At 58.8% G+C, this 23,844-nt stretch carries 25 protein-coding genes; 16 read left to right on the top strand and 9 right to left on the bottom strand.

Going from position 1 to position 23,844, the window contains the following annotated elements:
* The first annotated feature begins 14 nt into the window (after positions 1–14).
* Entirely contained in the window at positions 15–410 is a 396-nt protein-coding gene (locus ACQR3R_RS12375) for a VOC family protein (protein WP_428272482.1), read from the top strand.
* A 170-nt stretch (positions 411–580) separates the two neighbouring features.
* Here the strand turns inward: ACQR3R_RS12375 and ACQR3R_RS12370 are convergent, their stop codons facing one another.
* The 5 genes from ACQR3R_RS12370 to ACQR3R_RS12350 all read right to left on the bottom strand — a co-directional run bounded on the left by ACQR3R_RS12370 (position 581) and on the right by ACQR3R_RS12350 (position 4,016).
* Positions 581–898: an NIPSNAP family protein gene (locus ACQR3R_RS12370; protein WP_428272481.1), complete on the bottom strand. Its 318-nt coding sequence runs from the start codon at positions 896–898 to the stop codon at positions 581–583.
* Between the two features lie 30 nt (positions 899–928).
* Positions 929–1,444, bottom strand: a complete 516-nt coding sequence (locus ACQR3R_RS12365) for a GNAT family N-acetyltransferase (protein ID WP_428272479.1) — start codon at positions 1,442–1,444, stop codon at positions 929–931.
* Between the two features lie 73 nt (positions 1,445–1,517).
* Positions 1,518–2,129: a LysE family transporter gene (locus ACQR3R_RS12360; RefSeq protein WP_428272478.1), complete on the bottom strand. Its 612-nt coding sequence runs from the start codon at positions 2,127–2,129 to the stop codon at positions 1,518–1,520.
* 73 nt (positions 2,130–2,202) lie between these two features.
* Positions 2,203–2,994: a helix-turn-helix domain-containing protein gene (locus tag ACQR3R_RS12355; RefSeq protein WP_428272477.1), complete on the bottom strand. Its 792-nt coding sequence runs from the start codon at positions 2,992–2,994 to the stop codon at positions 2,203–2,205.
* A gap of 125 nt (positions 2,995–3,119) precedes the next feature.
* Entirely contained in the window at positions 3,120–4,016 is an 897-nt protein-coding gene (locus tag ACQR3R_RS12350) for an EamA family transporter (protein WP_428272476.1), read from the bottom strand.
* Between the two features lie 84 nt (positions 4,017–4,100).
* Here ACQR3R_RS12350 and ACQR3R_RS12345 point away from each other — a divergent pair, with 84 nt between their 5' ends.
* The gene (locus tag ACQR3R_RS12345) at positions 4,101–5,432 is read left to right on the top strand and encodes an aminotransferase class I/II-fold pyridoxal phosphate-dependent enzyme (RefSeq protein ID WP_428272475.1); all 1,332 of its coding nucleotides are present in this window, start codon (positions 4,101–4,103) and stop codon (positions 5,430–5,432) included.
* Positions 5,433–5,435: 3 nt separating this feature from the next.
* On the opposite strand, the gene ACQR3R_RS12340 is transcribed toward ACQR3R_RS12345, so the two are convergent.
* The gene (locus ACQR3R_RS12340) at positions 5,436–6,260 is read right to left on the bottom strand and encodes a helix-turn-helix domain-containing protein (protein ID WP_428272474.1); all 825 of its coding nucleotides are present in this window, start codon (positions 6,258–6,260) and stop codon (positions 5,436–5,438) included.
* 158 nt (positions 6,261–6,418) lie between these two features.
* On the opposite strand from ACQR3R_RS12340, the gene ACQR3R_RS12335 reads away from it, so the two are divergent.
* Both ACQR3R_RS12335 and ACQR3R_RS12330 read left to right on the top strand, forming a co-directional pair.
* Positions 6,419–7,816: an FAD-dependent oxidoreductase gene (locus tag ACQR3R_RS12335; protein ID WP_428272473.1), complete on the top strand. Its 1,398-nt coding sequence runs from the start codon at positions 6,419–6,421 to the stop codon at positions 7,814–7,816.
* Positions 7,817–7,834: 18 nt separating this feature from the next.
* The gene (locus ACQR3R_RS12330; protein WP_428272472.1) at positions 7,835–8,194 is read left to right on the top strand and encodes a cupin domain-containing protein; all 360 of its coding nucleotides are present in this window, start codon (positions 7,835–7,837) and stop codon (positions 8,192–8,194) included.
* A gap of 3 nt (positions 8,195–8,197) precedes the next feature.
* Here ACQR3R_RS12330 and ACQR3R_RS12325 read toward each other — a convergent pair whose 3' ends face one another.
* Positions 8,198–9,091, bottom strand: coding sequence for a LysR substrate-binding domain-containing protein (locus ACQR3R_RS12325; RefSeq protein WP_428272471.1), 894 nt, complete (start codon positions 9,089–9,091; stop codon positions 8,198–8,200).
* Between the two features lie 132 nt (positions 9,092–9,223).
* On the opposite strand from ACQR3R_RS12325, the gene ACQR3R_RS12320 reads away from it, so the two are divergent.
* From ACQR3R_RS12320 to ACQR3R_RS12295, 6 genes are all read left to right on the top strand, one after another.
* On the top strand, positions 9,224–10,324 hold the full coding sequence (locus ACQR3R_RS12320; RefSeq protein ID WP_428272470.1) for a polyamine ABC transporter ATP-binding protein: 1,101 nt from the start codon (positions 9,224–9,226) through the stop codon (positions 10,322–10,324).
* 75 nt (positions 10,325–10,399) lie between these two features.
* On the top strand, positions 10,400–11,515 hold the full coding sequence (locus ACQR3R_RS12315) for an extracellular solute-binding protein (RefSeq protein ID WP_428272469.1): 1,116 nt from the start codon (positions 10,400–10,402) through the stop codon (positions 11,513–11,515).
* Position 11,516: 1 nt separating this feature from the next.
* Positions 11,517–12,365, top strand: a complete 849-nt coding sequence (locus tag ACQR3R_RS12310; RefSeq protein WP_428272467.1) for an ABC transporter permease subunit — start codon at positions 11,517–11,519, stop codon at positions 12,363–12,365.
* The gene (locus ACQR3R_RS12305; RefSeq protein WP_428272466.1) at positions 12,362–13,216 is read left to right on the top strand and encodes an ABC transporter permease subunit; all 855 of its coding nucleotides are present in this window, start codon (positions 12,362–12,364) and stop codon (positions 13,214–13,216) included. The genes ACQR3R_RS12310 and ACQR3R_RS12305 overlap by 4 nt, the downstream gene beginning before the upstream one ends.
* A 66-nt stretch (positions 13,217–13,282) precedes the next feature.
* A complete protein-coding gene (locus ACQR3R_RS12300; RefSeq protein ID WP_428272465.1) occupies positions 13,283–14,434 on the top strand; it encodes a M24 family metallopeptidase in 1,152 nt (383 codons plus the stop codon).
* Positions 14,435–14,444: 10 nt separating this feature from the next.
* Positions 14,445–15,554: a hypothetical protein gene (locus ACQR3R_RS12295; protein ID WP_428272464.1), complete on the top strand. Its 1,110-nt coding sequence runs from the start codon at positions 14,445–14,447 to the stop codon at positions 15,552–15,554.
* Positions 15,555–15,580: 26 nt separating this feature from the next.
* On the opposite strand, the gene ACQR3R_RS12290 is transcribed toward ACQR3R_RS12295, so the two are convergent.
* Both ACQR3R_RS12290 and ACQR3R_RS12285 read right to left on the bottom strand, forming a co-directional pair.
* On the bottom strand, positions 15,581–16,864 hold the full coding sequence (locus tag ACQR3R_RS12290) for a nucleotide disphospho-sugar-binding domain-containing protein (RefSeq protein ID WP_428272462.1): 1,284 nt from the start codon (positions 16,862–16,864) through the stop codon (positions 15,581–15,583).
* 98 nt (positions 16,865–16,962) lie between these two features.
* Positions 16,963–17,895, bottom strand: coding sequence for an FCD domain-containing protein (locus ACQR3R_RS12285; protein WP_428272461.1), 933 nt, complete (start codon positions 17,893–17,895; stop codon positions 16,963–16,965).
* Between the two features lie 275 nt (positions 17,896–18,170).
* On the opposite strand from ACQR3R_RS12285, the gene ACQR3R_RS12280 reads away from it, so the two are divergent.
* The 6 genes from ACQR3R_RS12280 (at position 18,171) to ACQR3R_RS12255 (ending at position 23,654) form a co-directional block, all read left to right on the top strand.
* Complete coding sequence (locus ACQR3R_RS12280; RefSeq protein ID WP_428272460.1) at positions 18,171–19,145, top strand: extracellular solute-binding protein; 975 nt, start codon at positions 18,171–18,173, stop codon at positions 19,143–19,145.
* Positions 19,146–19,241: 96 nt separating this feature from the next.
* On the top strand, positions 19,242–20,102 hold the full coding sequence (locus ACQR3R_RS12275) for an ABC transporter permease subunit (protein WP_428272459.1): 861 nt from the start codon (positions 19,242–19,244) through the stop codon (positions 20,100–20,102).
* Entirely contained in the window at positions 20,099–20,905 is an 807-nt protein-coding gene (locus tag ACQR3R_RS12270; protein WP_428272458.1) for an ABC transporter permease subunit, read from the top strand. The genes ACQR3R_RS12275 and ACQR3R_RS12270 overlap by 4 nt, the downstream gene beginning before the upstream one ends.
* Complete coding sequence (locus ACQR3R_RS12265; protein WP_428272456.1) at positions 20,898–21,977, top strand: polyamine ABC transporter ATP-binding protein; 1,080 nt, start codon at positions 20,898–20,900, stop codon at positions 21,975–21,977. Before ACQR3R_RS12270 ends, ACQR3R_RS12265 begins: the two co-directional genes overlap by 8 nt.
* Before the next feature lie 32 nt (positions 21,978–22,009).
* Positions 22,010–23,293, top strand: a complete 1,284-nt coding sequence (locus ACQR3R_RS12260) for a nucleotide disphospho-sugar-binding domain-containing protein (protein WP_428272455.1) — start codon at positions 22,010–22,012, stop codon at positions 23,291–23,293.
* Positions 23,286–23,654: a cupin domain-containing protein gene (locus tag ACQR3R_RS12255; RefSeq protein WP_428272454.1), complete on the top strand. Its 369-nt coding sequence runs from the start codon at positions 23,286–23,288 to the stop codon at positions 23,652–23,654. Before ACQR3R_RS12260 ends, ACQR3R_RS12255 begins: the two co-directional genes overlap by 8 nt.
* The last annotated feature ends 190 nt before the right edge of the window (positions 23,655–23,844 follow it).

The following is a 23,844-nucleotide window of genomic DNA, read 5'->3' as shown; positions in this document are numbered from 1 at the left end:
CAGTGAGGTTATTCATGCTCGACCATCTCTTTATCTCGGTAAGCGACGTCAAACGTTCCATCGCTTTTTACACGGCTGCGCTGAAGCCGCTGGGCATTACCGGCCGGCTCGATTACGGCGGCAAGGACGGCCCGCCGGGACATCCAGACCTCGAAGGGTTCGGTGCCAACGGCCGGGTGTTTTTCTGGTTGCGCGAAGGCTTGGTAGAGGGCCGGGCCGCACACGTAGGCTTTGTAGCGGCCAGCACAGAGCAGGTCGATGCAGCTTACGCGGCGGCGATGGCGGCAGGTGCAACCGACAATGGCGCACCTGGCGCACGCCTGCACTACGATCCGGATTACTACGCCGCCAACGTATTCGACCCGGACGGCTATAGCCTCGAATTCGTCTACAAAAAGTGGCAGCACTGAAGGGTTTTACGCCGTCTTTTTCAGGGGGGCTGCGCCACCCAACGGGGATAAATCCCCTCACCACAAAGCATGGCCAGCGGCACTTTCTGCAAAACACAAACCGTGCAGCGAGGGTATTCAGCGAGACGCAGCACCGCTGCGTTCGTGCGCCTGCGTAGCTGGATTGTTCTCTACTGCGCCTGATCCCCAAACACCGGCCGGAAGAAGGTGCGCTCGTAGCTGAGAATGCACTTTGTTTCTTCTGCGTATTTGAAGGCTGCGATGCACTCGGCATCGTTCATCGAGTCTTGGCGATAACGTTCGTACTCGGCAAGGCTTGGGAACGTGAACATCGCCAAAGCAATGTTGTTGGCGCCCTCGGACGGCAGAAAATAGCCGTGGTGCTGGCCGCCAAACTTCTCGACCAGGGGAATCCACAGCTTTGCGTAATGTTCAAATTCCTTGAGCTGGTAAGCATCCAGCACATACCGCAAGTAACAAGTGACCACTTTTTCTCTCCCTAACGTGATGTGTAATGTTTAGCCGCGGCTGGCTTTATAGACGAGGCTGGGCGGTTGCCCCGGTACGTCGTCGAGCGCATCCACGTGTTGCATGCCGATTTTCTCCAGCACACTGATCGACGCCCTGTGCGCGGGCCTCACGATTGCAAAGACGTCCTCGACTACAAGCTCGTTAAACGCATATTCCAGCGACGCTCGACCCAACTCTGTCGCGTAGCCTTTGCCCCACGCGGCCACGTCAAACCGATAGCCCAGGTTCAGTCGCGGCACGTCGAGGTAGTTGCGCAGGGCGATGCCGCCGAAGCCGATCACGTATTGCGGTGCGTCACTCGCTGCAATCGCCCATTGACCGTAGCCATGGATTTCCCAGTGATCGATCCAGTCTTCAAGCGTCGCCGCCGCTTGCGCAATGTTGGTCAGAGGGCCTGCGGGGTTGAATTGGTTAGTGGCCGGGTCGCTGTGGATTGCAAAAAAACGCCCCAGATCGGCTGCAATCGGCTCCCGCAAGATCAAACGTGAAGTGCTGCGTTGCATGGTCCGGTCAGCCTCAGGTAGCGGCAAAAAATATGCGCTTTATAAGACCCGTTGAACGATCTGCCGTCAATGCTCACATCCCGCGCAACGCCAGGCCGGCCAAAACCAGTAAAAAGACCCCGCAAACAGCGTGACTGACCCGGTGCCACACAGGCGAACTCGAGCGCTTCAGCCAATCGACCAGGCCGGCCGTGATAAAGCAGCACAGGACGGAAGCGCTCATGACGCCGGCAAAGAACACCGTGGTTTCCTGGCTGCTGGGCACCGTACCGACGATGCCCGACAAGGCGCTGCCAAGTGCGCCCCAATACACAACGTTTTTCGGGTTGGTCAGCGAAATGGCAGCACCTGATACCAGTGCGTTACGTGCGTCGGTGCCCTGCGGTTCGCAGGCTTTGGGCAACGCCCACGCGTCCCTGAAACTCTGGTAGCCGAGCCATACCAGGTACAGCGCACAGACCAATGTCAGCGGCGCCTGAATCGCCTTGTTAGCCAGCAATAACGACAAACTTGTGAGGCCTATCACCGCCCAAACCGCATCACCCAGCAGTGAACCCAGTTGCACCAGCAGGGCAGGTTTGAAGCCATGGCTGAGGCCGCGGCGCAGGGTTTCTGCCAGCACCGGGCCTGGCGAGAAACAGAATACAAAACCGAACACGAAAGCCGAGAAAAAAACCGCGTACATGCTGCGCCTCCTTGAATAAGAGCCGTCAGTTTGCCGATCAAAAGGATAAAAAACTTGTACCAGATTGCACGGGTCAGGATTTCGGCAGGCGTTGAAACGTGCCCGGGGTAATGCCGTAAGCGGCGCGGAAGTGGCGGTTCAGGTGGCTTTGGTCGACAAAACCGACAGCGTGCGCAGCGTCGGTTGCGCTGACCCCGATCCGCAAAAGCCCCTGAGCACGTCGCGTGCGCAATTGCATGCTCCATTGCCTCGGGCTCAGCCCGGTTTCTTTTTGAAAGGCACGCAACAGGTGAAATTTCGAGAGCTGCAGTTCATCTGCCAGCGCATCCAGGCTGACTGTTTGATGCAGGTGTTCTGCGAGCAGTTCCTTGATGCGTCCGATCAAGCCCAAGCCCATCGGCTGGCTAACCGCCAATCGCGTTCCGCTCAGGGCGACGATGTCACCCAGTAAAAGAATCAGCGCTTCTTCGGCGCGTTCGCGGATCAGCCCATCACTTGCGGCTGCACGGCGGATGGCCGATTCAAGCCGTGCGACAAACTCCGGTTGGTGACACAGCGCACGATTGAACTCTACGTGAGGCAGGTCGAGGTTCTGGCCCAGTTGCCCGGCATCGATGTAGAGCCCTACGTATTGCCACGGTGCACCGTCAGCCACGCCACCGCCCTGTACCTGGCCCGGGTTGTAGAGTGTGATCGAGCCCGGTGTCGCGGTAAAGCTGCGCCCATCCAGCCAGATGTGTTCTTCGCCAACCAGGTTCGCGCCAATCACCAACTCATCATGGCTGTGCTTGGCAAAGCGGTGCCCCGTGCCATTGACGGCCGTGACCTCTAATGAACCCAGCCATGATTGTTGTATGGAAATCATCGGTAATCGTCGGACTTCTGAACGGGCGGCAGCAACTGGCCGCAAGCCTGGACGAAGCTAGCAAAAAGGCGCTGTGTTCGTCCATCGGCTCAACCAGGCACCTGGCCGCGACGGGGCTTGCGCGTTTACCTGGAAAACTTTTTCGCCCCGACAACGCAGAGGATTACCGCAACAGTCACCGCGATCATGCCGAGGCTGACATGTTCGTGCAGCAGCGTCGCCGCCAGTGCCAAGCCAAAAAACGGCTGCAACAATTGAAGCTGGCCGACGGCGGCAATCCCGCCTTGCGCGAGGCCGCGGTACCAGAACACGAAGCCGATCAGCATGCTGAACAACGAGACGTACGCCAGGCTGATCCACGCCGGTGTGCTGATCCCGTTGAACGTCTGCGGGGCTTTCAACCACATCATCGGCGCCATCACCGGCAATGACAGCACCAACGCCCAGCAGATGACTTGCCAGCCGCCCAGGGTACGGGACAGCTTTGCGCCTTCGGCGTAGCCCAGCCCGCAAACGATGATCGCCAGCAACATCAGCAAGTCGCCCAGTGGCGATGCTGTCAGCCCTTGGGAAACGGCAAACCCGACCACCAGTGCGCTGCCCAGTATCGAGAACAACCAGAACACCGGCCGTGGTCGTTCGCCGCCGCGCACGACGCCGAACACAGCAGTGGCCAGCGGCAGCAGGCCGACGAAAACGATGGAGTGGGCGGACGTCACGTACTGCAGCGCCATCGCCGTCAGTAGCGGGAATCCCAGGACCACGCCCAGCGCGACAATGGCCAACGGCACAATCTGCTGCCTGGCCGGGCGCTTTTCCTTGAACAAAACCAGCAAGCACAGCGCCAGGACCGCGGCGATTGTGGCACGGGCAACGGTGAGGAATACCGGGTCAAATTCGGCCACTGCCAAACGCGTAGCAGGCAACGAACCGCTGAATATCAGCACGCCGATGAACCCGTTCAGCCATCCGCTGGCCTGTTTTTCTACTGCTGGGTGTTGCAGGTTCGATGCATGTTCCATTTCGAGTCACACTCAAATTTGCAGACTTGCATCGTAGGGGTGAGAATCAGCACAATCAAAAAATTGTCATGGATACAACTCGACATGCCTCGCTCGCGCTACAAATCCCTGGTGGATGCTTTTGCGGCGGATATCCGTACCGGTCGCTTGTTGCCTGGCACGCGCTTGCCCACCCATCGCCAACTGGCCACAGAAGAAGGGCTGGCGCTGGTCACTGCCAGCCGTGTCTACGCCGAGCTTGAAGCCATGGGATTGGTCAGCGGCGAGGCGGGGCGCGGTACGTTCGTGCGGGAAACGTCGCTGCCGCCCAACCTCGGCATAGACCAGCAAAACGTTGCCGCCGGCATGATCGACCTTAATTTCAACTATCCATCGCTGCCAGGGCAGGCTGAATTGCTGCGCGGTGCATTGCGCCAGTTGGCGTCGGCCGGTGACCTGGAGGCGCTGCTGCGTTATCAGCCGCATGCGGGGCGCCTGCACGAACGGGCCTCGGTGGCGCGTCATTTACGCGCTCGCGGGTTGACGGTCGATGCCGAACAAGTACTGATGGTCAGCGGTGCCCAGCACGGTTTGGCCGTGACGATGATGGCGTTGCTGCAACCCGGCGATGTGATCGCCGCCGACGCCTTGACCTATTCCGGGTTCAAGGTGCTGGCTGAATCGCTGCACCTTGAAATCGTCGCCATACCTGTGACCGAACATGGGCCTGATCTGGCCGCACTGGAAAAACTTTGCCGCAGCCGACGCGTGCGGGCCGTGTATTCAATGCCCACGTTGCACAATCCGCTGGGATGGGTGATGAGCGCGCAGCAACGCGAAAACCTGGTGAGCCTTGCGCGCAAACATCAACTGCTGATCATCGAGGACGCTGCCTACGCCTTTCTGGCGCAAGACCCGCCGCCACCCTTGGCCGAACTGGCCCCCGAGTGCACGGTGTACGTGTCCGGGTTGTCCAAGAGCATCGCCACCGGGTTGCGCGTCGGTTTTATCGTCGCCCCCCTGGAAAAGGTCTTCGCATTGGAGCGAGCCATCAGGGCGACCACCTGGAATACGCCGGGCGTCATGACCGCCATCACCACTGCCTGGATCGACGACGGCACCATCACCCAACTCGAAGATGAAAAACGCGAAGATGCTCAGGCGCGTCAGAACCTGGCCCGCGAAGTGCTGGCGGGCATGCGCTACGTCACGCACCCGTGTTCTTATTTCTTGTGGCTGCCATTGTCTGAAGATGCCAGGGCAGACCAGATCACCAAGGCCTTGATGCGCGAAAACATCTCGGTTTCAACCGCCGAACCGTTTGCGACTTCGGCCCACGTGCCGCATGCCCTGCGCATCGCGCTGGGCTCGGTGGACATGGACACGTTGCGGGCAGCGCTGATGAGGGTCAAGTGGGTGGTTGAGGCTTATTCGTAGGGCTTATGGGCGGTTTCGATCGGCAAGTCCCTGCAAATAGACCTTCGGCGAGCAGCCGGTTTTTTGCTTGAAACAACGGTAAAAAGTCGACAACGAGTTGAAGCCCGAAGCGCTGGCAATCTCCTCTATACGCGGCGCAGGACCCTGCGCATTCAAACGCTCCAGCGCTTCATCCAGACGCAGCTGATTGAGGAATGTGTAAAACGTTTGTCCGCGAACCTGATTCAAAAAAAACGAGATCTGGTTGCGCGTGTAACCGGTGGATGCCGCGACTTGCGACAGGTCCAGCTCTGGGTTGAGGTAAGGCTTGGACTGTTCGAAATACTGCTGCAAATCATTGGCCAGCGCCCCCACCTGGCGTGCAGACAAGCCAAGACGACTGACCGCCTCGGCGCTGTAGGCGGGGCGGGTTGCCGGAGTCGCTTGACTCACCAGGACTGCGTGTTCGTTGACTTTGACGATCAGCCCGTCGCGTACCGATAAGGCTTCGACGGTGCGAAATGAAACCAGCCCCTCACTGCCATTGAGCGTCACCCGGTATTGCAAAAAAGCGGTATCGCCGTCGATGCGCAAGCGATCGGTGTAGGTCTGAAACTCTTGCGACCCCAACGGCATGCTCGCCGCCAAATAATCACGCAGTTGCGAGTGGTCGATGCTTCGGTTCTGGAAAAAGTCGTTGTACTCAACGTCGGGGTGATAGAGCGCCATCACCGCGTCCAGGTCGCGCAGCTTCCATGCCTGGTGGTAGCGCACGGCAACTTCATGCGTCTGTGTGCTCGAAGGGTCTGCCTGGAAGGTTGGGGTGGTCGGTAAATCAGGGGTTTGCACGTCGGTCTCCAGAGCAGGAATCAGGGCCAGGTGCTGAGTATTCCAGAAGCGGACTTTTTGCGCCCGTGTCCGCTGCGATGTTTACCGGCCCATTGCGCCTGTGAAAGCAACCTTGATTGCTTTAGCGTCGGCGCATGAAAATTATGGAGCATGAGCGCATGACCCTTCAGACCGTGAACCAATCCCTGGCAGATGCCCAGCCTTACCCGGTGTGGCAGCAAACACGCAGCGATGTGCCCGTTGCGCCGAGGCTGACGGGGCAGGTGACGTGTGATCTGGCGATTGTTGGCGGCGGTTTTGTCGGGTTGTGGACGGCGCTGATGGCCCGCCAGCGTTGGCCCGATGCATCCATTGTGGTGCTTGAAGCCGGGCAGTGCGGGGGTGAGGCCAGCGGGCGTAATGGCGGATTTTGTGCGCCGAGTATTTCCCATGGTGTGTCCAATGCACTGAAGCGCTGGCCCAAGGAAGCGGAGCAACTGGTGCGGCTCGGCAGGGAAAACCTGGTCGCTTTCGAGGAAGACCTGCAACGTTATGGCATCGATGCAGCGTTTGAGCGTTCCGGAAAATTGAACGTGGCGAGTCAGCCCTGGCAGGTTGAGGGCCTCAAGTCGATGCAGCGTAACTACGAGCGCTTTGGTATTGCCTGCGACTATTTGCAGGGTGAGGCGCTGAAGTCACGCCTCAACTCACCGGCCTATGTCGCCGGCGTGTTCGAGCCCAATTATGCGTTGTTGAATCCGGTGAAAATGGTCGCCGAACTGCGACGCGTGTGCCTGGAGCAAGGCGTGCAATTGTTCGAACATTCGCCCGTCAGCGCAATGCGTCAAGACGCCAATCATCAGGTGCTCGAAGCGGGATTGGGGACGGTCAAAGCAGCGAAAGTCGCACTCGGCACCAACATCGCGCCGCCATTACTGGGGGAACTGAAGTCCAAGGTTATTCCGATCTACGACTACGCATTGGCGACCGAGCCGCTCGATGAGGCACAACTGAGCGCCATCGGCTGGGTGGGCCGCTACGGAATTGCCGACAGCGGCAATCAGTTCCACTACACACGCAAAACCGAGGACAACCGCATTCTTTGGGGCGGCTACGACGCCATCTACCACTTCGGTAGCCGGCGTGAAGAAGCGCTGACCCAACGCCCGGAAAGCTTTGCAACGCTTGCCCGGCAATTCAAATCGGTGTTTCCGGCCTTGGCCGACGTCACCTTCAGTCATGCCTGGGGCGGCATTATCGACACCTCGGCGCGCACCACAATGTTCTGCGGAACATCGTCCGGCGGGCGCGTTGCCTATGCCCAGGGCTTTACCGGGCAGGGCGTTTCGGCCAGTCGTTTCGCCGCACTGACAATGCTGGATTTGCTGGAAGGAAAATCCACCGAGCGCACCCGACTGGCAATGACTTCGACGGCGCCTTTTGCGTTTCCACCCGAACCTTTGCGTTACGTGGGCGTGTCGTTGGCGCAGCGTTCGCTGGCTCGCGAAGACCTTACCGGGCACCGCGACTGGTTGCTCAAAGGGTTTGACGCACTGGGTATCGGTTTTGATTCTTGAACTGGAGTGAACATGCACATGAGTAAACCTTCGCACGTCATCGATTTTGCCAATCCCGATTTACCAGTGGTCGAGTTGCAAACCAGCGACCCGGCACTGGTCGACACGCCCTATAGCAGCCGCAGTTGGCGGCACTTTGTGTCACCCGAAAAAAAAGCCGTCGCAGGCATCTGGGAAGCGCCACAGCATCTTGAACGTTGTGAATGTGATTACGACGAGCTCTGTCACTTGCTCGAAGGCCAGGTTCGATTGACCGACAGCAACGGCGTCAGCCAGTCGTTCAAGGCCGGCGATACATTTGTGGTCGCGGCAGGGTTCAAGGGCACGTGGGAGAACCTGACGCCGGTGCGCAAGGTATTCATGATCCTCAAGGGCTGAGGTTCAGTCCACGCGCGCAATCATTTCCAGCTCGCGCATCAACCAATCCGAGAACGCTTTGGCCAGCTCATTCGCGCCGCGTGGCGGCATGATGATGAAGTACGGATGCGGGGCTGGAAACTCGATATCGAACAGCCGGATCAACGTACCCTGTGCCAACTGCTCGCCCGCCAGAATGTGATCGCTGATGGTGATTCCGGTGCCGGCAATGGCCGCGTCAATCGTCAGCGCGGCGTTCGGCAGGTAAATGTTTTGCCGGCCCTGAAGGCTGGGAATGCCCGCCGCCAGAAAGTACCGGCTCCAGTCGTAACCTTCGTCCTCATGCAACAACACCTGGCGTTCCAGATCGCGAGGTTTGCGCAATGGCTCGCTGCCGTTCAGCAGGCGCGGGCTGCCAACCGGAAAGTACATGATGTCGCCCAGGGCCGCGATCCGCTGGCCTTCGACTTCACTGTCGCCAAACGAGATCACCATGTCGGCGTTGTGGTTGGCCTGATCGATGGGCAACAGGTACAACGAAACGTCCGGGTAGTCCCTGAGAAATCGATCGAGTATTTTCGAGATCCGCGCCAGCAGCGCCGGGGCGCAGGCAATTCGCAAACTGCCGGAAGGCGTTGAGGTGGGCAGCGCGGTTTGAATATCTCGCAGCTGCTCGAAGGCGCCGTTGACCAATTGGCTGAGTTTCCTGCCGGCCGAGGTCAGGTGCACTCCTTTGCCGGGGCGCTCCACCAGCGCGACCTCCAACTCTTCTTCGAGCTTCTTGATCTGATGGCTGATGGCGCTGTGGGTGACGTGCAGTTCCAGCGCCGCACCCCCCGTGCTGCCTTGGCGGACGAGCGCATCAAAGGCGCGTAATGCGATCAGGGAGGGCAGCCGGCGGGTCGCTTTAAGGGCCATTTTTAAGCTTCTTTTCGGTTAGTTAAATTCACATGAAAGCTAGAAAACAAATCATTTGATGTCAATCTGATTTGTCCTGAAGATGGCTCCACGAGTTAGCAACTTATCCGGTTTGTGAGCGAGGGATATCGAATGTCGGTTCAGCATGAGCACTTTGTCGATCTGTTACGGCTGGGCAAGTCTTACGGTGAAACCCGCGCGCTCAGCGACCTGACATTGCACATCAAACGCGGCGAATTCCTGACTTTGCTGGGGCCGTCCGGCTCCGGAAAAAGCACCACCCTGATGATGCTGGCAGGCTTCGAGCAGCCGACCGAGGGCCGCATCGAGCGCAATGGCCAGGACATCACGCAGTTGCCGGCTGATCAGCGTGATTTTGGTGTGGTGTTTCAAGGCTACGCACTGTTCCCGCACATGACGGTGGCGCAGAACATTGCCTACCCGCTGAAGGTGCGCAACGTGCCTGCCGCGCAGATCACCGAGAAAGTCGGGCAGATGCTGGAAAGGGTCGGTCTTGAAGGTAAAGGCAATCGCGGCATCAAGCAGCTTTCCGGTGGGCAGCAACAGCGCGTGGCACTCGCCAGGGCGCTAGTGTTCGAGCCGTCGTTGTTGCTGCTGGATGAGCCGCTGTCGGCGCTTGATCGGCGCCTGCGCCAGGAAATGCAAGTCGAGTTGGCGCGCATGCACAAAGAATTCGGCACCACGTTTGTGTTTGTCACGCATGACCAGGAAGAAGCGCTGGCGCTTTCCGACCGGGTTGCGGTGTTCAATCACGGGCGCCTGGAACAACTGGGTACACCTCAAGAAGTTTACGAGCGTCCGGCCAGCCGTTTCGTTGCCAATTTTCTTGGCGACATGAACCTGCTCGGTGTACAGGGCATCCGCCGACAGGACGACGTGCTGCTGTGCGATTACTACGGTCACCCATTGGCGGTTAATCAGCGCGGCGAGCAGGCCGCCGTCGGCACCGCTGGCCAACACTGGCTGGCGATTCGTCCCGAGCATGTCGATCTGCAGCCGTTTGCGCAGGCCGGGGGTGGCAACGGCGTGGTAGCTCGCATGGAGAAACTGACCTATCTAGGCACGCACGTCAGCCTCGATATGCGCCTGGACGATGCGCAACCCATGGCGGTGCGAATTCCCGTCAGCCATCCGATGTTGAGCAGCCTGGAGCGTGGCCAACCTTACTGGTGTGCCTGGTCCAGACAGCACGGACACCTGATTTCAAACTAAAAAACAAGCCACACAGCACCTAATAAAAAACTGGTTCGATCACCTGCCCACAACCTTTTGCATGGGGTACCGAGGATGAAAGACAAACAGCGCTTTATCGACGACACACTGGAAATCGCCCGCGAGCAGTTCGAGGCTGGCACGCTCAGCCGTCGCAGCTTCAATCAGGCGCTGATGGTCATGGCCGCCATGGCGGGCCTGGGACCGATGCGCAACGCATTCGCTGACGGTGCATCGCTGGTGGTCTCCAACTGGGGCGGCGATGCGGTCCCAGCGTTCGAGAAGAGCTACCAGGGTTTCGACGCCGCCAGTGGCCTTAAATTGAAGATCGATGGCAGTGGCCCCACTGAAGGCGCCGTCAAGACTCAGGTCAACAGCGGTGCCGTACGCTGGGACGTGTGCGACGGCGAAATGTATTCCTCGTACCGCTTGGGCAAAGAGGGCGTGCTGGCGCCGATTGATTATTCGATCGTCGATAAATCGCTGATTGGCTACGGCGATATCCATGAGTTCGGCCTGGCGAACTACACCTACAGCTACGTCATCGGCTATGACGCCAAACGCTTCGGCAAGAACCCGCCAAAGAGCTGGGCAGACTTCTGGGACGTCAAGAAATACCCCGGCAAACGTACACTTTATAAATGGATGAGCGCCAACCTTGAGTGCGCGTTGCTGGCTGACGGCGTCGCCCCCGACAAGCTGTACCCGCTGGATGTTGACCGTGCACTGCGCAAGATCGAAGAGCTGATGCCGCACGTGGTCACGCACTGGTCGACCGGTGCCGAGTCGCAACAGTTGCTGCGTGATGGCGAAGCCACGATGGGCCAGGTTTGGCACACCCGTGCGGAGCTGGTCAAACACGACACCGGTGGCGCCATTGACTGGACGTTCGACAACGCCATCGTCGCGCCTTCAGTGTGGATGGTGCCGAAAAACAACCCGGCAGGCAGCGCGAATGCCATGAAATTCATCGCTTATGCACTGCGCCCGGAGGTCCAGGCGAAGCTGATGGAGATTTACAACATGGGCCCGGTGGATTCCAAAGTGAACGCGTTGCTTTCGCCGGAACTTCAGCGGATCAACCCGACCGCGCCGGACAATCTGAGCAAGCAGGTGTCGATGAATAACCTGTGGTACGCCGATCACTACGGCGAGACGCTCGAGCGTTACCTGGCGTTGATTGGGGGCTGATATGCGAATCGGTTCCCAAGGCACGTTGCGTATTTATGCGCTGCTGATCCTGCCGCTGCCTTTGATCATTCTGGTGGGTTATCTGCTGCCGACGCTCGGCGTATTGGGCTGGAGCCTCAGCCTGCCGCAACCGGGCGTTCAGCATTACGCAACCATCATCGACAGTGCAACGATACACACGGTGATCTGGCGAACGCTGCGTATCTGTCTGCTGACCACGCTGATCAGTGTCGCCATCGCGTACCTGATTGCTTACCGCTGGCGGTTCGCCTCGGGCCGCGGTCGGCAGTTCATCGAGCTGTTCGTGTTGTTGCCGTTCTGGCTGTCGATGTTGATTCGTGCCTTTGCCTGGCTGGTGTTGTTACGCAACGACGGTTTGATCAACCAGAGCCTGCTGACGCTGGGCATTGTCGACGAGCCGCTGGCGCTGGTGCGCAATGAGCTGGGCGCGTTGATTGGCATGGTTCACTTCATGGTGCCGTACGCCGTTTTGCCGTTGTTGTCTTCCATGCGTCAGATCGACGACAGCCTGTTGCGGGCGGCGAGCAGCTTGGGGGCAGGGCGTTGGGCGACGCTTAAAGACGTGTTTTTGCCATTGACCGTGCCGGGTGTCGCCGCAGCATCGGCGACGGTGTTCGTGTTCAGTCTCGGCTGCTTCGTCACGCCAGCACTGCTGGGCGGCGGCAAGGCTGCGATGCTGGCCGAAAGCATCTACATCCAGATGTTCCAGTTATCAAACTGGGGGTTGGGTGCGGCGCTGAGCATCGTGTTGATGCTGATGGTTGCGGTGTGCGCGTTGGTGTTCGGCAAGTGGGTGGGCTTTGGACGTTTTACCGGGAGAACCGCATGAATTCGCTGCCTACAGTGAGCCAACTGGCGGCGCAAACGCCCGCCAAGACCCGATTCAAGCCGCGTGTCGATCTGGCGAAGCTGCTGTCGTACGCCGGTTTATGCCTGGCGGCGGTGTTTTTGCTGCTGCCGATCCTGGTGATTGTGCCGCTGTCGTTCGGTGACCAGCGCTACCTGGCATTTCCCGACGGCGCATGGTCGTGGCGCCACTATCTGGAACTGCTCAACGGCGCCTGGCTGAGTTCGATCTTGCAAAGTCTGGGGCTGGCGGTTGTGGTTGGCGTGATCAGCACTGCGCTCGCCTTCATGTTTGCCACCGGTATCTGGCTAGAGCCGCGTTACCGTGTCGCGCTGACCGGCGTGGTGTTGCTGCCGATGATCGTGCCGCAGGTGGTTTCGGCCATGTCCATCTACTACCTCGGGGCCAAAGTGCAGCAACTCGACACGCTGATCGGCGTGGGTTTTGGGCACTTGATGATGGCGCTGCCGTACTCGCTGATCGCCATGCTGGTGGCCTACAGTCGCCTCGATACCAGCTTGTACAAAGCTTCGCGCTCACTGGGTGCCGGGCTATGGATGACGCTGCGCCAAGTGCTGATGCCCAACGTTCGGGTGGGCATGGCGGGCAGTTTTTTCATGGCCTTCATCATGTCCTGGGAAGAGGTTGTGGTCACGCTGTTCACCAGCGGGCTCAACGTCATCACGTTGCCCAAACGGATATGGGATGGCTTGCGCTACAACCTTGATCCGGCCATCGCTGCCGTCTCCACGTTGATGATTTTCATCACCCTGATCGTTTTGTTGGTGCGCCTGTACCGGCACGACAAAAACGCTGACTCGGCGGGTCGCTAGCCGACCCGCATTCTTCCGATTTTTCATTTGTTACCCGTGCACCTTTTCCCTAAGGAGGGATACCTCATGATGACTGCATTTCCGCTGCGCACTTATCGTCAACGTATCGACGCCGTAAAACGTCGAATGAGCGAACGCGGGCTCGACGCGCTGGTGGTCAATTACCCGGACAACATCAACTACCTGACGGGCTTCGATAGCCTCGGTTTTCTCTGGTACCAGGCGCTGATTATTTCGCCGAAACTGGCCAATCCGATCTTCCTGACCCGCACCAGCGAAGAGCCTTGCACCTACGAACTGTCGTGTCTGGAAGAGGGGATTTTCTACGACATCGCCAAGCAGGACCCACTGCGGATCGTGGCCGATTCGCTGGAAGGATTAGGGTTGAGCCAAGGCCGTATCGGCCTCGAAATGCAAGCCTCGACCTTCAGTGCCTTGCAATACACCACGCTGCTACGACACATGCCTGATGCGCATTTCGAGGATGCCTCGGTGGTTGTCGCTGAAGAGCGCCTGATCAAGACCGCAGAAGAAATCGAGTACCAGCGCAGCGCCGCGCGCATGGCGGACTACGGCATGCGTGCCGCGTTTGAAGCATTACGCCCGGGGATGTCCGAGGTGGAAATTTCCGGCATTGTCTCCAAGGCGCTGGGCGAGGCAGGTAGCGAATACTCGGCGATCAGCCCGATGTGCGCGACGGGACGCCGCAGCACCATGACCCATGCCATGCCGCACCGCATCACGATCAGCCCTGGGGATGTGGTGATTCTTGAGCATGCGGGGGTGTGTAACCGCTACCACGCGATTTTGATGCGCACGGCGGTCATCGGCAAACCGACGGCGCGGGTGCGTGAGGTTTCAACGTTGCTGACCGAAGCGTTCAACGCCGCTATCGACGTCGCGAAACCGGGTACGCCGGTTGGTGAGGCCAATCGGGTGTGCAACGAAATCCTCGACCGCATCGACCTGTCTCGTACCCGTGTTCACCGCATCGGCTACAGCCTTGGCCTGGCCTATCCGCCCACCTGGCTGGAAGCAATGATGGTCGATGAAGCGGACGATCACGTGTTCCAGCCGAACATGTCGTTTTCGATCGAGCCGAACCTGTCGCTGTATTCCGAAGGTTTCGGTATCAAGCTGGGCGATACGGTGCTGTGCGAAGCCGATGGTTCGCGCAGCCTGTCGCAGATTCCTCCAGAGCTTGTAATCATCGACTGAGGAGCACTTTATGTCTGCATTGATGGACGTTTTCTGGCATGACGATGTGCTGCTCCACGACACCGGCTACGGGGTGTTCGAGGCGCCACCGAGCGAGCTTCTGGAGACGCAAACCCAGCACCCGGAAAGCAGCCCGCGACTGATCAACATGCGCGAGATTTTGCGTAAGGGTCCCGTGGCCGGGCAGTTGTTGTGGCACACCGGCCGGCATGCAACGCGTGAAGAAATACTGCGCTTTCATACTGATGATTATTGGCGGGAAATTCAGGCGGCTGGTGTTCAGGGGCGGCGTTTCAGCAGTACGACGCTGGTTAATGCAGGCGGGATGGCGGGGCTTCTGGCCGCAGCCGGCACCAGTGTCGCGGCGCTCGAACAAACGCTTCGCGAACGGCGCCCGGCCATGGCCCTGGTGCGTCCACCGGGGCATCACGCTGCGCCTGACATGGCGGACGGTTATTGTTTTTTCAATAACGTCGCTGTGGCAGCACGCGCGGCGCAGGCCGCCGGCATCGAACGTGTGGCCATTGTCGACTGGGATGTGCATCACGGTAACGGCACGCAACAAGGGTTTTATCAGGACCCGAGCGTGCTGACGGTGTCGTTGCACATGGATCATGGCGCCTGGGGCGCCAGTCATCCGCAGACCGGTGGCGTTGATGAGCGTGGCAGCGGTGCAGGTGTCGGCAGCAACCTGAACATCCCCTTGCCGATGGGTTCCGGCGACCTGACTTACGACCTGGCGTTCGAGCGTTTCGTCACGCCAGTGCTGACCGCGTTCGCACCTCAGCTATTGATCATCGCCAACGGTCTGGATGCTTCGCAATTCGACCCGAATGGCCGGCAACTGCTGACCATGAACGGCTTCAACACGCTTGCGCAACGAGCACGCCGGTTCGCCGATGAACATTGCGAGGGCCGATTGCTGATAGTGCAGGAGGGCGGTTACAACCCGGCCTACAGCGCGTTTTGTCTGCACGCGGCGGCTCAGGGTTTTCTGCAGCAGGCATCGACACTGGCAGATCCATTGGCCTACATGCCCGCGTTTGAAGCCCGCAGCCATGATGATATTGCGGCACTCGACACAGCACTGCGACAGGTCGGGTGGAATCTGCAGAGCTGAATGTAGGAGCAGGCGGGCTCCCGCTGTCAGGCCTTGGGCAGTGCCATGATCGCGTGTGCAGCGATGTCGGTGCCGCGGGTGGCCTGCATGTTTTTGCTGATGGCGGCCAGGTTCTGTTTCATCGACTGATCGGCCAGTAGCTGTTCAAGGGCCTCAGGCAGCGCTTCGAGTGGGTTGGCAAAACGCGGCAGGTAACGGCCGACGCCGACTTCTTCTGCGCGTGCGGCGTTGTCGTGGCCGTCCCAGCAGTAAGGAATGATCAACGACGGCATGCCGAAGTACAGCGCTTCACAGAAGCTGTTATTGCCGCCGTGATGGATGAATAACTGGCATTCCTTGAGCACTGCCGGTTGTGGGAACCAGCTGTCGAGGTACACGTTGTCCGGGACGGTGGTGTACATGTCCCGATAGGCACCCACGTTGATCAGGAAGCGATAGGGCAGCGTTTCAATGGTGCTGATCAGGCGCTTCATCATGCCGGTGTCGGCGGCCCCGAGGCTGCCGAAACTGATGTAGATCAGTGGCGCGTCGTTGTGCCGCGGGAAGTCGGGAACAATGTAAGGCGCTTCACGGCGTACGCAGCCGTCGAGGTACACATAGCGCTGTGGGTCCAGCGGTGGTTGGCGTTCATAGCGCACGGGTGTGGGCGACAGCAGCAAATTGAGCCACGGCGAATCGACGAGGAACTGGCCGGGCGGGCAGGGTGGCGTACCGCTGTTGGCCAAAAATTGCGAAAAGCGCTGATGCGCCGGTGCGACGGCCTTCAGGTAATGCTCGGAAAAACGTTCGCGGCCTTCCGCATCGTTTGCCAGGCAGCCTGACAAATAGGGAGGCACGGCGGCGTCCGGCAATTCGGTTTCAGCGCAGGAGACCATCCGGACCCAAGGACATCCGGCGTTGGCGATGGCAGGGAACATGACCACGTTATCAAGCACGATGACGTCTGGCTTAAGGCGGCCGAGCAACTGTTGCAGTGGTTTTTCCGCTTCGATCGCCGTGTTGATGATGGCTTCCCAGGCCGGCGCGACATAGCTGTCGATCTGTGCGAGCGGGGTCTGGTCGAAATAGGGAATGTTGCGCTCGATGAAGCGTTCCCAGTAGTGCTGGTGTTCCGCTGCCGACAATGGGCTGGCTTGCGGAATCGGGTACTCGTCGAAGCCGTACTCGGCGAAGAGTCCCTGAAAATGTTCGTGGCAGATGAAGACCGGTTTTGCTCCCAGCTCACGCAGTGATTGGGCTATGCCAATGCAGTTCAAGGCCGCGCCGAAACTGGCTTCCGGAAACAACGCGATAATTTTTTGTGTGTGCATGGCAGAGGAAGTCCATGGCGGTTAAAGCCCGCCGTTCCTGAAGATGACTGGATGCTGTCTTATTTTATAAAAAAAATCATCATGTTTTTTTGAGCCAATCAGCGGCGCCCGAACAACTGCCCCTGCGGAATGCCACGGTTGGCTGTTTGCGGGCGCTGGGCTGCGCTCAAGCGCAAGTGCAGGCGCAGCAGGTCGGCAGCGATCTCCAACTGGCCGCGCTCGATGTGGGCGATGATTTGCAGGTGCTCGCGCAGTGCTTCTTGCAAGCGGTGCACGCTGACGGTAGGCAGCAGGTTTGGCAGGCGTCGAAGGCTCTGGTGTTGCAGCAGGGCGTCACCGATAAAGCGGTTGCCGCAGCTCTGGCCCAGCAGTTCGTGAAAGCTGATGTCCAGTTCTCGAAATTGCTGGATATCGAAATGTTCGACCGGGCTGGAGAGCAAGGTCTGCATGGCCCCGCGCAGCAACGCCAGGCGTTGCGGGTCAGCGTTGAATTGCGGACTGAGCAGGGCTTCGGGTTCCAGAATCAGTCGAAATTTCAGGCTTTCTTCAAGGGCGGCCAAGCTGTTCAGCGATGGGCGAAACAACCAGGACTGGCCGGGCCCGCGCTCAATCGCCTGGCTCTCGCTGAGTTGCTGCAGGGCTTTCTGGGCTGCGGGCCGGCCGATGTCGTAGCGCCGCATCAGTTCGCTGATGCTGATGCTGTCGCCCAAGCGCCCGGCCATACGGTCGCGCAGTACCGAGGTGGCCAGTTCTTCTTCCTCGGCTTGTGGCAAGGCTGTGTTGAACGCCTGGCCGGTCGGTGGTGCGATCAGTCGGTAGCCCTTGCCGGCTTCGTGGCTCAGCAGGTTTTCTTCCAGCAGCACTTTCAGCGCGCCGCGAATCAGTGTGCGCGATACCTGGAAGGTTCGCGACAGTGCTTGCTCAGCGACCGGGTCGCCGGCCACCAGGCCGGTTTCCTGGGTGTGCTCCAGAATTCTGCGGGCCAGTTCCAAGTGATTGGTGCGAGGCCTTTTCTCGGGTGGTGTGCTCAAGCGTCTTATCTCTTTTGGTCGCTTCGGACTCAGGTGCACATCTTATGCCATGCACTGCAAAATCGTCAGGCGCAAAAAAATCGTTGACATCGAATCATGCTGGTCCTAATTTCTAAAAAAAAACACATGCAATCGTTTCTCTTTTTGCCGTACTGCCTTCGAACACAACAATAAACAATCGTCGGGTGAGTATTATGAGAAAGCTGAAAGGCCTTATGTGTCTGGGATTGAGCGTCTCCCTGGCGATCGCATCACAGGCTGCTAGTGCAAAAGACATGGTGATCTCGATCTGGGACGGCTACATGGCCCCGGATGCGCTGGACGCGTTCAAAGCGGCCAGCGGCGTTGACGTCGACAAGGCTTTGCACGCGACCAACGAAGAAATCATGGGCAAGCTGATGGCGTCTGGTGGTGAAGGCTATGACGTGGTGTTTGTCTCTTCGCCGTTCGCCGAAGTCCTGCACAAGCAGGGTTTGCTGGCCGATATCGATCCGGTCAAAGTCCCCAATCTGAAAAACCTCTATCCCGAAGCGAACAAGCTTGAATATGACCCGGGCAACCATTTCTCGGTGCCGTACACCTGGGGTACAACCGGTATTTGCTATCGCTCCGATAAGGTGACGCCGGCACCCTCGAGCTGGAACGAACTGCTCAACCCAAGCGATGCGCTCAAGGGCAAAGTGACGATGCTTGCCACGGATCGCTGGATGCTTGGGGCCGGTTTTCTGGCCAAGGGCTGGTCGGTCAATGACAACGACACCAGCCACATCGCAGCGGTGCGCGACCAGTTGATCGCCACCAAAAAGCGCATTCTCGCCTTCGACGACACCACCTTCTACTCCAAACTCGCTTCCGGCGAATCGCTGATGGCCCACGCTTGGGATGGCTGGTGCAACTACGGCACCCAGGCCAACGCGGCCATCAAGTTTGTCGTGCCCAAAGAAGGCTCTGATTTGTGGGTGGACACCATGGTCGTGCTGAAAAGCTCGAAGCATCAGGACGAAGCCTTCAAATTCGTCAACTTCATGCTGGCCAAGGAAAACCACGTCTGGGTCGCGGAAAACATTCTCTACAAAATCCCCAACCAGGCCGCAATGGCCGGGTTGTCCGCTGACCTGCTCAAGCAATACCCCAACTTGACGATCGCTCCGAGCGAGCTGTTGAAGATGGAACAGTTGCGTGATCTGGGCGGCACTACGCAAAAGGCTTACACCCGGGCTGTCACCGAAATCATGGCAGCACAGAACTAAGCCTTAAAAAACGTACGCCGCACCGAACCGAGGCATGCCTGCATGCCTCGCCACACTCGCAAGCCGCCTCTGTTCCGGGGCGGGAGGATATGGGTAATGAGTGCTTTGCATGCTGACAGGCGTCTGTCGGCCTGGCTTCTTGCGCCCGGCTTTGGCTGGCTGCTGATTTTTCTGGTGGTGCCGTGCCTGCTGGTACTGGTCTACAGCTTCGTCGAACGCGGTGCTTACGGTGGTATCGATTGGTTGTTTACCTGGGAAAACTACCAGCGCGCATTTGATCCGCTGTACCTCGGCATCTTGCTCAAGTCGGCCAAGATCGCAGGGCTTGCAACGCTGTTCGCCGTGTTGATTGGCTACCCGGCGGCGTATGCGATTGCCCGCGCTCCTCGGCGCCGGCAAGCGGTGTTCCTGTTTCTAGTGATGCTGCCTTTCTGGAGCAACTACCTGATTCGCACCTATGCCTGGATCGTCTTGCTTAACCGCGAAGGATTGATCAACAAGATGCTGCAGATGTTCGGCTACAGCGGCGAACCGATCAGCCTGCTGTACACCGAATCGTCGGTAGTTTTGGGGCTGGTCTACAACTACATCCCGTTTGTGATCCTGGCGATTTTCTCGTCGCTGTCACGCATCAACAATGAACTGTGGGACGCCTCGAAAGACCTCGGTGCTTCGGGCTGGATGACCTTTCGCCGGATCATCCTGCCATTGAGCGTGCCCGGTGTGGCGGCCGGCGCGGTGTTTGTGTTCGTCCTCAGCATCGGCAATTTCATTACGGCCGACCTGTTGGGCGGCAAGCAGGTGCAGATGGTCGGCAATCTGATTTATTCGCAATTTTTGACAGCGCGTGACTGGCCGTTCGGTGCCGCGCTGAGTTTCTTCCTGATCGCGATCATGCTGATTCTGTTGTTCGTTCAGGCGCTGGTGGCCCGTCGTGCAGAAGGGGGCCGCGCATGAGCCAGTCACGTTCGCTTGGCGGCACGGTGCTCAGCACGCATTTGGGTCTGGTTTACGCCTTCCTTTATGTGCCGATCCTGGTGCTAATTCTGCTGTCGTTCAACAAGTCCGGTTTGCCCACCGCGTGGGGCGGCGTCTCGCTGAAATGGTATGTGTCGCTGGCGCACAACACAGCGATTCTGTCTGCCGCGCTCAACACGCTTATTGTTGCGCTGTCGGCGACGTTCATTGCCTGTGTGCTCGGGACCTTCCTCGCGTTGGGCATCGAGTTACGCCGCAAGGGTAACGACAAGGGGCAAGTGGTCGACACCTTGTTGATGGCGCCGATGATCATTCCCGACATCGTGCTGGCGATTGCGCTGCTGAGCTTTTTCAACCTGCTGAAGGTTGGCCTGGGTCTGCACTCGATCATCATCAGCCACGCGGTATTCAACATCGCTTTTGTGTGCGCAGTGGTGCGTACGCGGCTCAAACACTTCGACTATTCAATTCTCGAAGCGTCGATCGATCTCGGTGCGAGCTGGTTCACCACGTTTCGCCGGGTGCTGTTGCCGGCGATTTTCCCGGGGGTACTGGCCGGTGGTTTGCTCTCGTTCACGTTGTCGGTGGACGAATTCATCATCGCCTTTTTCAACTCAGGCTCCGGTCAGGCTTCCACCACGTTGCCGATGCAGATCTACGCCATGATCCGCTTTGGTGTCACCCCGGAAATCAATGCTCTGGCGACGCTGGTAATGCTGGTCAGCATTACCGCGCTGCTGGCTTCGCAGCGTCTCAACAAGGCTCCTCGCACCCATGAATAACTCATCTGCGGTACTGATCCTGGACAAGGTCAGCAAGTCTTATGGCAATGGTCTTGCGGTTGACGAGGTGTCGCTGAACATCCGCGAGAACGAGTTCTTTGCGTTGCTGGGCCCGTCCGGCTGCGGCAAGACCACGTTGTTGCGCATGCTCGCCGGCTTCGAAACACCCAGCGCAGGCTGCATTTATCTGGACGGTAAAGATATTTCGCCGCTGCCGGCCAACAAGCGCCCGCTGAACTTGATGTTTCAGTCGTATGCGTTGTTTCCCAACATGACCGTGCGCAAGAACATTGCTTATGGGTTGGAAATGGAGCGTTTACCCGAGTCGGAAATTCGCCGACGGGTCGATGAAGTGCTGCACACCGCGCAACTCGGTGAACTGGCCGAGCGCAAGCCGGATCAGCTCTCTGGCGGACAACGGCAGCGCGTTGCATTGGCGCGGGCACTGGTCAAGCGGCCACGTGTATTGCTGCTCGACGAACCGCTGGGTGCGCTCGACAAAAAGCTTCGGGAAAAAATGCAGCTCGAACTCAAACGCCTGCAACTCGAGAGCGGCATCACTTTCATCATCGTCACCCACGACCAGGAAGAAGCCTTGGTGATGTCCGACCGCATGGCCGTGCTCGATGGCGGCAAGGTGTGCCAGTGCGGTAGCCCGACCGAACTTTACGAAAACCCCAACAGCCGGTTTGTCGCCAATTTTATCGGCGTCAGCAACCTGTTTGAAGGCGTGCGTTCGGGGGAGCGCTCGGTGCGCGTCAACGGTCAGGAGCTTGTAGTGGAGACCGACGCACCGTTGGTTCCGGGGCAAAAGGTTGCGGTGGTGGTGCGCCCTGAACGCCTGCAGGTATTGACCGGCGAGGATCAGATTTGCGCCAACCAGGTGACCGGCAAAATCGTCGAAATTGCTTATCACGGTCTCGACACCAACGTGCATGTGCAGACCGCGCTCAGCGATAAGGCCTTGATTGTCCGCGTGCCGTCCTCGCAGTTCGAATTTGCTCATTTTGCTATCGGTATGAACATCCGGCTGGGCTGGCAGGCCCGCCACGCCCGCGTATTGACGCGCTGAACAATAAAAAGACCAGGCAGGAGTACCTCTCGATGAAACAGAAAGTGATCGCCTTCTTTCCGGAAGCCGCTTATGGCCCGGCACTGAACTCAGTCGGTATCGCCCAGGCGTGCGAAGCCCTTGGCCACAAAGCCGTGTTCCTCACCGACCCAGGCATGAGTGGTGTGTATGCCGGTTATGGTTTTGAAGAGCACATGGTGAACATGTCGGCGCCAATGCCGGCCGAAGAAATGGCCCGTTATTGGGTCGACTTCATCAATGGCCACATACCCAACTTTCGCAAGGCGCCGCTCGATCAGATCGACAACTATGTGAAGGAATGCTGGGCTGCCATCGTCGATACCGCGAAGTGGGCACAGAAGGATTTGCCAGCGGTGCTGGACAAGGTCAAACCGGACCTGATTTGTGTCGATAACGTGATTTTGTTCCCGGCGATCAAGCAATACGGCAAGCCGTGGGTGCGGATTATTTCGTGCTCCGAGAACGAGATCGAAGACCCGGACATCCCGCCGCATCTGTCGGGCATGAGCATCGACGACAAGGCTGGCCACGCTCAGTTTCGCCAGCGTTTTGAGGAAGTGGTCGGGCCGATTCACGAAGACTTCAACCAGTTCCTGCAAGCCCATGGCGAGCAACCGTACCCGCTGGGAACATTCTTCGAAGCCTCGCCATACATGAACCTGCTGCTGTACCCGGACGCGGTCAAGTTCGAGCGCCGCCACCCGTTACCGACCGAACGCTTTCACTACCTGCAAGGGTGCGTGCGCCAGGACACCACGTACGAGATTCCGCAGTTTCGTGCCGATAACGACAAGCCTCTGCTGTACGTCAGTTTCGGCAGCCTCGGATCCGGCGATGTCGATTTGCTCCAGCGTCTGATCAATGCGGTGGGCAAGTTGCCGTACCGCGCATTGTTCAATGTCGGCGATCACCTCGATGAATACCCGGACCTGCCAGACAACGTGCTGATCTCCAACTGGTTCCCGCAGCCTTCGGTGATTGCCCAGGTTGATGCGGTGATCCACCACGGTGGCAACAACAGCTTTACGGAATGCCTGTTCTTCGGCAAACCGGCGATTGTCATGTCGTACGTTTGGGACGGTCACGACAACGCCATGCGCGCTGAAGAAAGCGGTCATGGTTTCAAGCTCGACCGCTACGAATGGAGCGATGCGCAACTGGCGGAAAAACTCGCAGCGTGCCTCAACGACGAGGCGATGCGCCAACGCCTGCAGCACACCAGTGCACACATGCAATCACGCAAAGGGCCGGCGGACGCGGCCGACATTCTCGACAAGGTGCTGAAAAATGCCTGATCAAAACACCACGGCGGGGTTTACGCCTTACCTCGAATCCGTCAGCAGTCGCAACGATCTGGTGGACTGGGGCGTGCAAAGCGACGCGGTGGAAGGCGTCTCGCATTCCAGTGGCCGCCTGCTGTTCAAAGGGCCGAATAACAGCCCTGAAACCGGACTGTGGGTGTGCACTCCCGGTCGCTGGCGGCTGTCGATTCCACGTGACGAGCTGTGCCATTTCATCGCCGGCGTTGCCACTTACCGCAATGACAACGGCGAGGTGATTGAAGTCCGCCCCAATACGCTGGTGCTGTTCCCGGCGGGCTGGACCGGCGAATGCCACGTCCGGGAAACCCTGCGCAACGTATACATGCTGGCCTGAACCTGATCTCACCGGACCTGTGAGTTCTGTGAGTTCTGTGAAGTCAGTCAGGTCTGTGAGGATTGTCAGGTTTGTCAGGTCTGCCAGGTTTGTGAAGTTTGTCAGGTCTGGCCTGTGAGGTTTGTGGCGAGGGAGCTTGCTCCCGCTGGACTGCGAAGCGGTCCCAAAACGGTCTGCTATGCAGCCCAAC

Origin of the sequence: Gordonia sp. IEGM753 (assembly GCF_050321825.1) — a bacterium.
Taxonomy (GTDB): Bacteria; Pseudomonadota; Gammaproteobacteria; order Pseudomonadales; family Pseudomonadaceae; genus Aquipseudomonas.
This window is presented reverse-complemented; position numbering and strand designations above follow the sequence as displayed.